This is a genomic window from Xenorhabdus miraniensis (genome assembly GCF_002632615.1).
Window position 1 is genome coordinate 73,385 of sequence record NZ_NITZ01000012.1, and the last position, 13,899, is coordinate 87,283.

Annotated in this window: 10 protein-coding genes; 7 read left to right on the forward strand and 3 right to left on the reverse strand. The window is 44.8% G+C overall.

What is annotated here, in order from left to right; translation table 11 throughout:
* Positions 1-54: 54 nt before the first annotated feature.
* Positions 55-1,176, forward strand: a complete 1,122-nt coding sequence (locus Xmir_RS12640; protein WP_099114595.1) for a multidrug effflux MFS transporter — start codon at positions 55-57, stop codon at positions 1,174-1,176.
* A gap of 67 nt (positions 1,177-1,243) precedes the next feature.
* Here Xmir_RS12640 and Xmir_RS12645 read toward each other — a convergent pair whose 3' ends face one another.
* Together Xmir_RS12645 and Xmir_RS12650 are read right to left on the reverse strand one after the other, a co-directional pair.
* Complete coding sequence (locus Xmir_RS12645; RefSeq protein WP_099114596.1) at positions 1,244-1,987, reverse strand: type 2 GTP cyclohydrolase I; 744 nt, start codon at positions 1,985-1,987, stop codon at positions 1,244-1,246.
* Positions 1,988-2,304: 317 nt separating this feature from the next.
* A complete protein-coding gene (locus Xmir_RS12650) occupies positions 2,305-2,532 on the reverse strand; it encodes a YbfA family protein (protein WP_099114597.1) in 228 nt (75 codons plus the stop codon).
* A gap of 353 nt (positions 2,533-2,885) precedes the next feature.
* Here Xmir_RS12650 and kdpF point away from each other — a divergent pair, with 353 nt between their 5' ends.
* From kdpF to kdpE, 6 genes are read left to right on the forward strand one after another with little or no spacing between them, the layout of a single operon-like run.
* Entirely contained in the window at positions 2,886-2,975 is a 90-nt protein-coding gene (kdpF, locus tag Xmir_RS34045) for a K(+)-transporting ATPase subunit F (RefSeq protein ID WP_099114598.1), read from the forward strand.
* Positions 2,976-4,673 carry a potassium-transporting ATPase subunit KdpA gene (gene kdpA / locus Xmir_RS12660; protein WP_099114599.1) on the forward strand — a complete coding sequence of 566 codons (1,698 nt, stop codon included), beginning with the start codon at positions 2,976-2,978 and terminating at the stop codon, positions 4,671-4,673.
* Positions 4,674-4,688: 15 nt separating this feature from the next.
* The gene (gene kdpB / locus Xmir_RS12665) at positions 4,689-6,809 is read left to right on the forward strand and encodes a potassium-transporting ATPase subunit KdpB (protein ID WP_099114600.1); all 2,121 of its coding nucleotides are present in this window, start codon (positions 4,689-4,691) and stop codon (positions 6,807-6,809) included.
* A 10-nt stretch (positions 6,810-6,819) separates the two neighbouring features.
* The gene (gene kdpC, locus Xmir_RS12670) at positions 6,820-7,431 is read left to right on the forward strand and encodes a potassium-transporting ATPase subunit KdpC (protein WP_099114601.1); all 612 of its coding nucleotides are present in this window, start codon (positions 6,820-6,822) and stop codon (positions 7,429-7,431) included.
* Between the two features lie 3 nt (positions 7,432-7,434).
* Positions 7,435-10,164, forward strand: coding sequence for a two-component system sensor histidine kinase KdpD (gene kdpD / locus Xmir_RS12675; protein WP_099114602.1), 2,730 nt, complete (start codon positions 7,435-7,437; stop codon positions 10,162-10,164).
* A gap of 50 nt (positions 10,165-10,214) precedes the next feature.
* Complete coding sequence (gene kdpE, locus Xmir_RS12680; RefSeq protein ID WP_167385982.1) at positions 10,215-10,898, forward strand: two-component system response regulator KdpE; 684 nt, start codon at positions 10,215-10,217, stop codon at positions 10,896-10,898.
* A 166-nt stretch (positions 10,899-11,064) separates the two neighbouring features.
* Here the strand turns inward: kdpE and pulA are convergent, their stop codons facing one another.
* Positions 11,065-13,887: a pullulanase-type alpha-1,6-glucosidase gene (gene pulA / locus Xmir_RS12685; RefSeq protein WP_099114646.1), complete on the reverse strand. Its 2,823-nt coding sequence runs from the start codon at positions 13,885-13,887 to the stop codon at positions 11,065-11,067.
* Positions 13,888-13,899: the final 12 nt, after the last annotated feature.

Below are 13,899 nucleotides of genomic sequence, written 5' to 3' on the forward strand. Positions count from 1 at the left end.
TTATCAGAATGATAACCTTTCAAGTCATTACTCACTTAATTAGAAGAAACAATTATGCAAACCAAACCATCACTTTGGCTCGCCATTGCATTGATGATGTTTCCGCAGATCATAGAAACCATCTATAGCCCTGCATTAACCAACATTGCCAATGGGTTTTCTGTCAGTTCAGAACAGGCAGCCCAGACTCTATCACTCTATTTTTTTGCTTTTGCGCTCGGCGTAGTGGTATGGGGACGTATGTGTGATGTGATTGGCAGACGCCCGACTATTATTGCCGGCTTATCACTTTATGGATTCGCGTCCCTGTTAGCATTGTTGACTCAACAATTCTGGCTATTACTCGTTGCCAGAATGTTATCCGCTTTCGGCGCAGCGGTTGGTTCTGTTGGTACACAAACCATCATGCGGGATACTTACCGTGGTGAAGAACTGGCCCGTGTTTTTTCCATCATGGGAATTGCCTTAGCAGCCAGCCCCGCTATTGGCATGGTTAGCGGCTCAACATTGAACTGTTTTGCTGGTTATAAAGCAGTATTTGCCGGACTCGCTATTCTGGCCGCTATTTTAACCTGTTGGGCATTTCTTCAATTGCCAGAAACCCTTCCCGCCAAAGTAACAAAAATCGCTTTATCCGGCACTGCAATCGTGATGCTTAAAGATATTGCGATTTGGCGCAATGCGTTTCTGATCGCATTTTTCAATATTTGCCTGTTCAGCTATTACCAATTAGCGCCATTCCGCTTCGAACAATTTGGATTATCACAAGAAATATTTGGTTACACGGGTCTGTTACTGGCTTTCGGTGTCGGGTTCGGTTCGCTATTCAATAAATTTCTCTTAAAAAAGCAGTGGAGATCGGCCAAATTAATTACCCTTGCTTCATGGATTACCTTATTAAGTGGAATTGGCGTATACCTGTTTGAAAATAGCTGGTTATTTATTTTGCCTATGGTGGGAATAGTTATCGCTTATGGGCTTGCCATCCCGAATATTCTGGCTTCTGCATTAAACAACTACACAGATCGGTTGGGTACGGCGGGTGCTTTACTGGGGCTGTTTTATTACTTTCTGCTCGGTATTGGTTTGGCAATAGCAGGCTGGAGTCAAGCACTGGGGAGTACACTGATTTGTTGTGGGATAGCGACAATTCTTTTAGCGCGTTCTTCCCGATAACGTATCAGATTAAAAAGCCTCCAACCCCCTAAAAGAGGATTGGAGGCCATGTTAATATAGCAAAACATCAAGCCGGATTCGGAATATCAATAAAAGTCACATCCAATCCATGATGGTTTTCCAGCCACTCACCGAGTGCTTTGATACCATAGCGCTCTGTTGCATGATGTCCGGCAGCAAAGAAATGCAGCCCCATCTCACGGGCGACATGGATTGTTTTTTCTGATACTTCACCGGTTACAAAAGCATCAACACCAAACTCGGCGGCCTGTTCAATAAAGCCCTGACCGCCGCCAGTGCACCATGCCAATGTGCGGATTTCTGCTGGCGCATTATCTCCACAATGCAATACCTCGCGCTCCAACCCTTTCTCAAGACGTTCAGTCAATTCTGCGGGTGTAATGGGTTGATCAAAAGTGCCATGAGGAAGTAAAGAATCGATATTACCGATGATTTTCACTCCCATCTTACGGGCCAACTGAACGTTATTACCCAATGCAGGATGAGCATCAAGCGGGAGATGATAGCCATACAGGTTGATGTCATTGCAGAGCAATGTTTGCAAACGGCGACGTTTCATGCCACGGATAACGGGAGACTCATTCTTCCAAAAATATCCATGATGAACGATGACAGCATCTGCTTCCAAACGAACAGCTTCGTCCAACAATGCCTGGCAGGCTGTCACACCTGTAACCACCCGCCGGACATGAGGCCGTCCTTCCACCTGTAATCCATTGGGGGCATAGTCTTGAAATTCACGGATGTTTAATTCCGTATTGAGCACATATTCCAATTCAACATTGTTCATCACATTCCCCCTTTTATTCAGTCTTTTCACCATAAAATACATACCTGCCATGAATTAAGTCAATTCACTCGCCAAATTGCCTGCCACTTTTACCTTTCAAATGACAATTACCTTTCAAACGGCAATTACCTTTCAAACGGCAATTCGGTATATATTGGATGCTCGTCTTAATAGAGTATAAAAACAAAACACCTCACCAGAATAAACTAGCAAGGTGTCAAAATACATATTTAAGATATTATATTCAAAGGCAAAAATACTAAGAATGGGAACCTGAGAGACGGAAAAATGCGCTTAAGCTTCGTCATAATGCCATCTTAGCGATTTCGGTTACCTGCGGCCATTTCTGAACATTCCAACCATACTGGCTTATCGCTGGTTTTTATCCATACTTTATGCAAATAGCTATAAAAACGGGCACGATCACGGCGAAACAGCATGACAGGAAGCGCAATGACGCCCAATGATACAGCGCCAATACGCCGCAAGAGAACCTGATGCCAAGAGTATTCACGATAACAAGAGCATTCACGATAAATAGACATTGGAACCTTCCTCATGGGCTGAACCTGTAAGATGTATAAAATTTTACCTGATAAAATGAAAACTTACTACTCATCCGACCACTTTTTTAGTGTGGAAAGTCACTCTTTTTCTCTGATAACGTAATTTAATTACAAAACTCATACCTAAACAGAAACAAAACCAACAAATTGAAAACAAAAAATTAACCAACCAGAGTTTGCTACACTTTGCTTTAATAACGTCTTATCAACTTATTCCGTTTGTCATTTATACTTTTTTTATACTTTCAGGATCTCTTTTAACAACTTCTTTATATAGTCATTTATATGCTGTAACTGGCTAATTATTAAAGAAATAGATAAGGAGATATACCATGAATATATTCCTCATTATTGGAATTTTTCTGGTAATTCTATTATTGAGCTACCTGATTTATGCGTTGTTAAATGCGGAGGATTTCTAAATGGCAGCATCCGCTTTTCTATTGATTGCCAGTTTTTTACTCACGCTATTTTTATTGAGCAAACCGCTCGGCAATCTCATTGCCAGTCTAGTCGAAGGAACATTACCCCGCTGGCTCACGAAAACAGAAATGGGCCTGTGGCGCTGCTGTGGCCTGCAAAAGCCCGGCAGTGACATTAAAGAAATGAGCTGGTGGCAATACGCCTTCACCATTCTCATCTTCAATATCGCCGGATTACTTTTATTATTTGTCCTACTGCTAAATCAGGAATATCTGCCATTAAATCCACAACATCTTGCTGGCCTGAAATGGGATCTTGCACTGAATACAGCGATCAGTTTTATCACTAATACCAATTGGCAGGCTTATAGTGGAGAAAATACTCTCAGCTATCTGAGCCAAATGGCTGGCTTGACTGTGCAAAACTTTCTCTCGGCAGCGACAGGCATTTCCATAGCTTTCACCTTAATGCGGGCATTTTCCCGTCAAGGTATTCACACATTGGGAAATGCGTGGATCGATATAACACGCATCACTTTATACCTCTTGCTTCCGCTCGCTATTATCATTGCCTTATTCTTTGTCAGTCAGGGGGTTCTCCAAAATTTTTCCTCTTATGTGCTCATCCATCCCCTTGAAGGCCAGCAACAATTACTCCCTATGGGACCGGTTGCATCTCAAGAAGCGATAAAACTTCTGGGAACGAATGGGGGCGGTTTTTTTGGCGCGAACTCAGCCCATCCATTTGAAAACCCAACCGCACTGAGTAATTTTGTACAAATTCTGGCTATTTTTTTGATCCCCTGTGCCCTGTGTTTCACATTTGGTCTGGTCGTTGGCGATAACCGTCAAGGATACGCCTTACTCTGGACAATGAGCATTGTCTTCATTGTTGCCGTGAGCGTTGTAATGTATGCCGAAATGGCGGGAAATCCCCACCTTATACAGCCCAACATCAGTAGCCACTTTAATATGGAAGGAAAAGAAACCCGTTTTGGTATTCTGGCTTCTGCCCTTTATAGTGTTGTTACCACGGCGGCTTCCTGTGGTGCCGTGAATTCAATGCATGATTCCTTCACCGCACTGGGCGGAATGGTTCCACTTTGGTTGATGCAAATCGGCGAAGTGATATTCGGCGGCGTAGGCTCCGGCCTTTATGGCATGTTGCTATTCGTTCTGCTCGCGGTATTTATCGCAGGTTTGATGATTGGCCGCGCACCAGAATACTTAGGCAAAAAAATCGATGTTTACGATATGAAAATGGTCGCATTAGCGATTTTAGTCACCCCTTCCCTTGTTTTGTTGGGAACGACTCTGGCCATTTCAACCGACGCTGGACGCAGCGGAATTGCAAACCCCGGCGCTCACGGCTTTACTGAAATACTTTATGCTCTCTCATCCGCAGCCAATAATAATGGTAGTGCCTTTGCCGGCCTGCATGCTAACAACATCTTTTATAACCTGCTGTTGGGAACGGTCATGTTTCTGGGACGCTTTGGTGTCATTCTTCCTGTTTTGGCTATCGCAGGCTCCATGATCCGCAAAAAACGCCAACCTATCAGCAGCGGTACTCTACCAACCCACGGTTCTCTCTTCATCGGGTTATTAATTCTGGTCATTCTGCTGATCGGCGCACTCACGTTTATTCCTGCTCTGGCTCTTGGCCCTATCGCAGAACATTTACAACTTTGGCAGTAAAGTGTGAGGTAACTCATGAAAAACAAACAACAAGCCTTATTTGAACCCACCTTAATTCGCCATGCCCTCATTGATTCGTTTAAAAAATGCCATCCAGCCCATCAATGGCATAACCCCGTCATGTTCGTTGTTTATCTGGGAAGTTGCCTGACCACAGCCTTATGGTTCAGCCTATTAGTAGGGAAATTGACAGGGAACGTGACATTGACCAGTCACTTGTTATTCACCAATAATTTATTATTCATCAATAACTTACTATTTACTGGTGCGATTGCACTCTGGTTATGGTTTACCGTGCTATTTGCCAACTTTGCTGAAGCACTGGCTGAAGGGCGTAGCAAAGCTCAGGCATCCAGCTTAAAAGGTGTAAAAAGAACCAGTTGGGCTATAAGACTGGCATCCCCTAGCCGTGAAGCTACAAAGGAAAAAGTCATTTCTGACACGTTGCGCAAAGGAGACATCGTGTTGGTAGAGGCGGGAGAAATTATTCCCTGTGATGGCGAAGTCCTTGAAGGAGGCGCTTCTGTTGATGAAAGTGCCATTACAGGAGAATCAGCTCCGGTCATTCGCGAATCAGGAGGCGATTTCTCTTCTGTTACTGGTGGCACACGGGTTTTATCAGATTGGTTAGTCATTGAATGTACTGTCAATCCAGGGGAAACCTTTCTGGACAGAATGATCTCAATGGTTGAAGGAGCCAAGCGCCGCAAAACACCCAATGAAATTGCCCTCACTATTTTACTCACTGCATTAACCATTATTTTCCTACTGGTTTGTATTAGTCTTCTGCCTTTTTCTTTGTTTAGTGTGCATGTTAATCAATCAGGTACTCCTATTTCCCTTACCGTATTAGTCGCACTACTGGTTTGTCTGATCCCCACCACCATTGGCGGATTACTTTCAGCCATTGGTGTTGCCGGAATGAGCCGTATGTTAGAAGCCAATGTCATTGCCACAAGTGGGCGTGCCATTGAAGCGGCGGGTGATGTAGATGTCCTGCTATTGGATAAAACAGGCACGATTACATTAGGTAATCGTCAGGCTTCTCAATTTTTACCCGCGCCCGGCGTAACGGAACAGCAATTGGCCGATGCCGCCCAACTTTCTTCCCTTGCAGATGAGACACCGGAAGGACGTAGCATCGTGATTCTGGCAAAGCAACGTTTCAATATGCGTGAGCGCGATCTTCGGACATTAAATGCCACATTTGTTCCTTTCTCTGCAATGACACGCATGAGCGGCGTCAACATTGGAGATCGCATGATACGCAAAGGCGCAGTCGATGCTATTCGTCGCTACATCGAAGCCAACCACAGCCATTTTCCTCATGCGATTGATCAGTTGGTACAACAAGTTGCCCACAAAGGAGAAACACCTCTCGTTGTTGCTGAGAATCAACAGGTCTTGGGTGTAGTTGCCTTAAAAGATATTGTTAAAGGCGGGATCAAAGAGCGTTTCAGTGAAATGCGCAAAATGGGGATCAAGACCGTGATGATTACGGGGGATAACCATCTGACTGCCGCAGCCATTGCAGCGGAAGCAGGCGTTGATGATTTTCTGGCAGAGGCCACTCCCGAAGCGAAATTGGCCTTAATTCGCCAATATCAGTCTGAAGGACGTCTGGTCGCCATGACAGGTGATGGTACAAATGATGCACCGGCACTGGCACAAGCGGATGTTGCGGTTGCAATGAATTCGGGAACACAAGCAGCAAAAGAGGCAGGCAATATGGTGGACTTGGATTCCAATCCCACCAAGCTGATTGAAGTTGTGCATATTGGCAAACAGATGCTGATGACTCGCGGCTCCCTGACAACGTTCAGCATTGCCAATGATATCGCCAAATATTTCGCTATCATTCCTGCTGCCTTTGCCGTCACCTATCCACAGCTTAATACCCTGAACATCATGCACCTTCACTCGCCAGAATCTGCGGTGCTGTCTGCTGTCATTTTCAATGCGATAATCATTATATTTTTGCTTCCATTAGCCTTAACAGGCGTCAATTACCGGCCAATGAACGCACTGTCACTCTTACGCCGAAACCTATGGATTTATGGCCTTGGCGGTTTGCTTGTCCCCTTTGTCGGTATCAAGATCATTGACATGTTACTCACTGCATTAGTTTTTAAATAAGGTGATGAGAATGATTTGGTTACGCTCTTCGATTGTTTTACTGGCATTTCTTACCCTAATTACCGGAATTGCCTACCCACTTCTGGTGACAGGGATATCAGATGTCCTATTTCCCCATCAGGCTCAGGGTTCGTTGATTAAGCAAAATGGCATATTAGTTGGTTCTGAATTAATCGGTCAGAACTTTACGAAATCCGTCTATTTTCATGGACGTCCTTCCATGACGGCAGAAAAACCGTATAACACACTATCATCCGGAGGCAGTAACCTCGCTGTAACTAATCCGGCGTTGATCAGTAAAATTCACGAAAACACTATTAAAGCACGCCTATTTAATTACCCTGAAAACCTTTCGATTCCTGTCGATTTAGTGACAGCTTCCGGTAGTGGGCTTGATCCCCATATCTCTCCTGCGGCAGCCGAGTTTCAGGCACAACGTGTGGCGACAGCCCGTCATCTACCGCTACAGGTGATTGATGAATTAATTCAGAAAAATATTAAACATCCCCTGCTGGGATATATGGGTGAACCCGTAGTCAATGTACTGGAACTGAATCTGGCACTGGATAACCTGAATACAAGCAACCTAAAAACAGGCTACCTAAAAACAAGGGGTAAATAAGCGATGGCTCAAAATGAACCTCAACGTCCTGATCCAGATGATTTACTGGCATTGGCAAATGAAAAACCCCGCGGCAAGCTCAAAATATTTTTCGGGGCTTGCGCCGGTGTCGGCAAAACCTATGCCATGCTACAAGAAGCCCAACGCCTGCTGGCTCAAGGTCTGGATGTTATTATCGGCGTTGTTGAAACCCATGAGCGACAAGAAACCGCCGCCCTGCTGAAAGGATTGCCCCGGTTATCATCAAAGTACTTCCGCCATCACGAGCGAAGGGTTGCCGCATTTGATATTGATGCCGCGCTCGCCCGCCATCCGGCCATTATTCTGATGGATGAACTGGCATTCAGTAACCCTCAGGGTTGCCGGCATCCCAAACGCTGGCAGGATGTTGAAGAATTACTGGAAGCAGGCATTGATGTTCTGACCACCATCAACGTGCAACATTTGGAAAGCCTGAACGATATTGTCGGTGGTATTACGGGTATTCGTGTTCGGGAAACCATTCCCGATCATATCTTTGATCAGGCCGATGATGTTGTTCTGGTTGATCTTCCCCCTGATGATCTGCGCCAACGGCTCAAAGACGGCAAAGTTTATCTTTCAGATCAGGCCGAACGAGCCATTGAACATTTCTTTCGTAAAGAGAACCTGATTGCTCTGCGTGAATTGGCACTGCGTCGCACAGCAGATCGCGTTGATGATCAAATGCGTGCTATTCGTGATACCCGGGGAAAAGAGCCTGTATGGCACACGCGGGATAATTTGCTGTTATGCATTGGTTACAACGCCGGCAATGAAAAATTAGTTCGAAAAGCGGCCCGTTTGGCAGCAAAGTTAGATTGTGTCTGGCACGCTGTTTACGTTGAAACCCCCAGATTACACCGGCTGCCAGAAAGCAAACGGCGTACCATCTTGAAGGCCCTGAAACTAGCACAAGATCTGGGAGCTGAAACCGCAACACTTTCCGATTCTCATGAAGAAAAAGCGATCCTGCGCTATGCAAGAGAACATAATCTGGGCAAAATCCTTATTGGCCGCTATTACGACTCACACCCGACACTCTTTGACCCGACACTCTTTGGCTATAAATGGCGTCCCGATTTTTCAGAAAGACTGGGAAAACTAGGCCCAGACCTTGATTTAATTATTGTTGCTTTGGAAGACAAAAAACGTTGGGATAAAGAACAAAAAGATAACCGATCATTCAATGAAAAATGGCGGGTCCCGATTCAGGGTTTCATGATGGCTATCGTACTCTGCGCCCTCATTACTCTATTTTCCCGCACTTTCTTATTCACCCTTGATAAAGCCAATCTGGTGACACTCTACCTGCTCGGTGTTGTCATCATCGCCCTTTTTTATGGTCGTTGGCCGTCGGTTTTTGCTGCTTTTGTCAACGTCATTAGTTTCGACATTTTCTTTGTCCAACCGCACTGGTCACTGGCGGTTACGGACATGCAGTACCTGCTCACATTTACTGTCATGCTGATTGTCGGTGCTGTCGTAGGAAACCTGACTGCGGGTATACGCTATCAGGCCAGAATTGCCCGTTATCGTGAGCAACGCACACGGCATCTATATGAAATTACCCGTGAACTGAGCAAGGCCATGAATGAAGAAGATATTGCCCGTATCAGCTATCACTTTTTATCCAATAGCTTTCAGGCAAAAACAGGGCTGTTGCTGCCAGACAGCAACCATCATTTATATCAGGTAAAATCCAATGACGGTGGTCAGATGCAAATTGACGAAGCAGTTGCCAAATGGTGCTTTGATAAAAAACAACCTGCCGGGGCGGGTACTGATACATTACCGGGAGTACCTTACCAATTATTGCCTATTGCCACACCTTCACAAGTATTTGCCATTCTTGCCATTGAATCCTCGAACCTGCGCCAGCTACTCGTCCCGGAACAACAACGGTTATTACAAACCTTCACGGGAATTATCGCCAACGCACTGGAACGCTTACACCTTACCCGCAGCGCTGAATCTGCCAAATTGGAAACCGAGCGGGAACAACTCCGCAACTCTTTGTTAGCCGCTTTGTCTCACGATTTACGTACTCCGTTAACTGTGTTATTTGGACAAACAGAAATCCTCATGTTGGATTTATCCGCTGAAAATTCAGTACACACCCAACAAGTTAACCAAATCCGCCAGCAAATTCTCAGCACTTCACGACTGGTTAATAATCTGCTGGATATGGCGCGCATTCAATCAGGCGGGATTCAGCTCAATCTCGAATGGTATTCGTTGGAAGAAATTGTCGGCAGCGCTTTGCGTTCACTGGAATATACCCTTAATCGTTATACCGTAGAACTTTCTCTACCTGCCCATTTACTTCTGCATTGTGATGCCGCTTTGTTGGAACGCGTTTTTATCAACTTGCTGGAAAATGCCATAAAATATACCGATGAACATACCCCTCTTGGTATAAAGGCCACCATTGAACAAAAAACTGATCAAAGACAGGTACATATCGAAGTCTGGGATGCAGGAACAGGCATTCCCCCCGGACAGGAACAACTTATTTTTGATAAATTCTCACGCGCCAGCAAAGAATCTGCCATACCGGGTGTTGGATTGGGTTTAGCCATCTGCCAATCTATTATTGATATTCATGGAGGAAAGATATGGGCAAATAACAATAAAAAAGGTGGAGCCAGTTTTCACTTTATTCTACCGTTAGCAAATCCACCTAAAATTGAAGACGCCCTCGAGGAAATGTGAGTACAACTAATCTGAATTCAGCTACTGTCAGTACAACGCATGCTCGTACTATTAAAAACAGTACTATCCTAATCGTCGAAGATGAAAAAGAGATCCGGCGTTTTGTCCGATTAGCACTGGAAGGAGAAAACTGGCAGGTTTTTGAATGCGATACATTGAAACGAGGTTTAATTGAAACCGCCACCCGCAAACCTGATTTATTGATCCTTGATTTGGGATTGCCTGACGGCAATGGCATTGACTTGATCGAAGATATACGCCAGTGGAGCGATATTCCAATTATTGTGCTTTCCGCCCGTGACAGCGAACAAGATAAAGTCACGGCTCTGGATTGTGGCGCTGACGATTATCTAAGTAAACCTTTTGGCATCAACGAATTGATCGCCAGAGTTCGCGTTGCCCTGCGCCGCTCATCTAAAGCCAACCAATTCGACCCTGTGATCCACTTTTCAGATATCCAAGTGGACTTGGTAAATCGTCGGGTTTTAAAAGGACAGAATGAGCTTCACCTGACCCCCATTGAGTACCGCTTACTGACCGAACTGCTCACTAACAGCGGTAAGGTGCTGACTCAACGCCATTTACTTAATCATGTTTGGGGACCAAATTTCGTTGAACACAATCATTATCTGAGAATTTACATGGGGCACCTGCGGCAAAAATTAGAAGCTGATCCCGCCCGCCCTAAGCACTTGCTGACAGAAACAGGGATAGGTTATCGGTTTATGCCTTAAACAATCTGTTTCAAAAACCTACCCAAACAATCTACTTAAACAACCTACCCTTAACTGCCCGGCTTGGGCTATTTATATAAAGCCGCATACCGTAAAAAATCATGCCCCAAGGCAAAATCTAAGGGCATGAAATTCATAAATCCATAAAACCAAAAATAGCGCCACACTACTTCCGGCGGACAGGCAGCCCTGTACCACGCATTCCTTCCTGAGGTAAAACCAACACTGCTGCTGACCAAGCCGGCATGGTGACTTCACCCTTTTCCGTTATTTGTATTCCCGCAGCCAGAGAATCCTTGCCCAACTCACGTTGAATATCATTTAATTTCAACCCTTCAACGCTCAGATCCTTAACAGTCATAGACCACGGAGCAGCATTAATCATCACCACCAAACCATCAAATCGCCAATCACAATCATGAGATGTCGTGTTGCCATCATCAATGGTCATTACCAATAATCCTATTTGCTGACGTGGGCCAACATTTACAAAATCAACTCGTTGCTTAATGGAAGCACCATCACCCAACGTCATCAAAGGTGAAAATTGACGCAATCGCAATAACTCCTGATAAAATGCGTTCATCTGTAATAATTCATGTTGGCCTGGTTTTTTTACCCGATTTTTAACGCGATTAATCAGTGGATAATTGTTACCATCATTGCTACGTTCCGGCATTCCCACATCATAGTTATTATCCTTGTAGTCATAACTCACACGATTAAACCAATCACCTGCATTATAAGAATCACGGGTAAACGATTTTGAGCGTAATAACTCTGATCCTTGCTGATCAAAAGCCAAGCCTTGCCCAAGAAATATTGTGGCAAGAGAAACTGCCTGCATACGAACCCTTGTCATGAGATCTGCCTGCGGTGCAGCTTTATAACTAATGATATCCCACAACGTTTGATTATCGTGCTTAGAGACATAATTCAGCACTTCAATAGGCTCTGAGGCATAACCCGCAGCGGCACCTTTATAATCAATTTCCCGGCCGGCTTTCACCGCACCATCTTTATCAATCATGACAAAGTCAGCCAAATTGCCAGCCATACCAAGACGCACCAAATCCCACAAATGGCGAATTTCATTTGCATCTAATCGCGCAATTTCATTGGGTAATGTTCCAACACCATTGCCGACGCCCTGATTAATGCGGATACTGTCAGCAAAATCAAACGGCCCGCCGCCACGCACAGCATCCCTTAATCTGTCAGAGAAAGTACCAATGCCAGTCCCCTTCAGATTAATCTGTGAAGCGGTTTCAAACCGATCATCCTGCCCGGAATTCCATCCCTCCCCGAAAAAGTAGATCGACGGATTAATAGCGCGAACTTTTGCCAGTGCCGATAAAATTTGTGTTTTAGGGTGATAACCCATTAAATCGAATCGAAACGCATCTATCTTATATTCTTTAACCCAAGTCACTAGCGAATCTTCAATAAGCTTGGCAAACATACGACGTTCCGGTGCCGTATCGTAACAGCACGTATTATTTTCAATGTGGCCGGTTATTTCATCCAACCGGTGGTAATACCAAGGCACAATCTTATCCAATACCGACGTTCGGGATGCCGGGCCAGCGCCATCGGTATGGTTGTAAACAACATCCATGATTACATTCATGCCCAATTGCTGTTTGATAGCCTGTATCATAGTACGAAATTCTTTTATACGATCTGAACCTTCAGGGTTAGTCGCATAAGAGCCTTCGGGTACTGTGTAATGAAACGGATCATAACCCCAGTTATAAGAATCCGTTTTTGCCACCATAGTATTTAATTCCTGCACTTGCGGATTATTGATACTGTCATTACGTTGTAATTGCTGCAAAACTTCCCGCACAGTCAATGAGCGGGTCAGTGAGTCATGGCAATAAGCAGCAAAACGGCTATTTTTCACCTCTGGGTTGATTTGGCACAGACGGCTAAAAGGCTGATCAATATCGGCGACCTGATGGCTAAATTCATTCACAGAAGCGATATCAAACACAGGCAACAACTCTATATGTGTCATTCCTGCCCGGCTTAGGGCCTTAAGATGTTTGAACATATCACTGTTATTGTCAGCCAGTGCCAAATACTTACCACGCCAACCTTCTGGTATTGTCCTATCGGCAACAGAAAGATCACGGATATGGGCTTCATGGATAGCCATGCGCGCAATATCCGTTGGGGTATTTTGCGAATGCGGGGCTAACAGGTTATCCCAGTTTTGTGGTTTTAAGGATTCGTCACTCAGATTGACGACCTGACTATATTCCGAATTGGTGGATAGACTGTGAGAATAGGGATCGGTCACTTCATAACGTTCAATATTGCGAGAATATGGATGGAATACCTTTAAAGCATAGCGGTAGTAAGCCCCGATTAAACACTTACTCCCCTGCCATGACCAAGAACCACTCTCTGCGTCATGTCGCATGGCATGTTTGGCAATAATTTGTTTATTTTTATCATAAATAACCAAACCAACTTCTTGTGCGGTCGGTGCCCACAACCTGAAAATCACGCCTTCATCGTTTATCCTCGCACCATATTCCAATTTATCAGCAACATCGGCGAAACGGTCATCCAGTACACCAGCGGTTTGCACTTGAGTTGCCGATATCAACCGACCTTGTTCATTGGCAGCCACGGCCACCAAATCTCCAGTCAGGAGTTGATCAACATCTGTATGCTCAGGCAAACGGAATGCCGCCCATTTCGCTAAATGAGGGAACTTTTTCTTTGTCTCTTGGCTCAAGGTTGTCGGTTTCAGAGTTAAATAATGATCGGTCAAATCACCTTGTCTATTGATCTCTACTTTATTGTTTTTATTATGATACAGGCGGAAAATGGTTCCGTCTTCACTCGCTGGCCATAATAGCGTCTGCCTATCAACCCAATGCGCAGAAGCCTGAGAAATTTTGGATTCAGTACCAGAGGCATCTAAACGACGCAGGTAGATTTGTTCATTTGCTATCTGATTCAAACTATGTGTCACTGGCTCCTCCTG

What these genes read in the sequence shown, in the direction of transcription:
- Xmir_RS12640 (WP_099114595.1), top strand. Translation starts at nt 55, where the DNA reads ATGCAAACCAAACCATCACTTTGGCTCGCCATTGCATTGATGATGTTT.
- Xmir_RS12645 (WP_099114596.1), bottom strand. Translation starts at nt 1,987, where the DNA reads ATGAACAATGTTGAATTGGAATATGTGCTCAATACGGAATTAAACATC.
- Xmir_RS12650 (WP_099114597.1), bottom strand. Translation starts at nt 2,532, where the DNA reads ATGTCTATTTATCGTGAATGCTCTTGTTATCGTGAATACTCTTGGCAT.
- kdpF (WP_099114598.1), top strand. Translation starts at nt 2,886, where the DNA reads ATGAATATATTCCTCATTATTGGAATTTTTCTGGTAATTCTATTATTG.
- kdpA (WP_099114599.1), top strand. Translation starts at nt 2,976, where the DNA reads ATGGCAGCATCCGCTTTTCTATTGATTGCCAGTTTTTTACTCACGCTA.
- kdpB (WP_099114600.1), top strand. Translation starts at nt 4,689, where the DNA reads ATGAAAAACAAACAACAAGCCTTATTTGAACCCACCTTAATTCGCCAT.
- kdpC (WP_099114601.1), top strand. Translation starts at nt 6,820, where the DNA reads ATGATTTGGTTACGCTCTTCGATTGTTTTACTGGCATTTCTTACCCTA.
- kdpD (WP_099114602.1), top strand. Translation starts at nt 7,435, where the DNA reads ATGGCTCAAAATGAACCTCAACGTCCTGATCCAGATGATTTACTGGCA.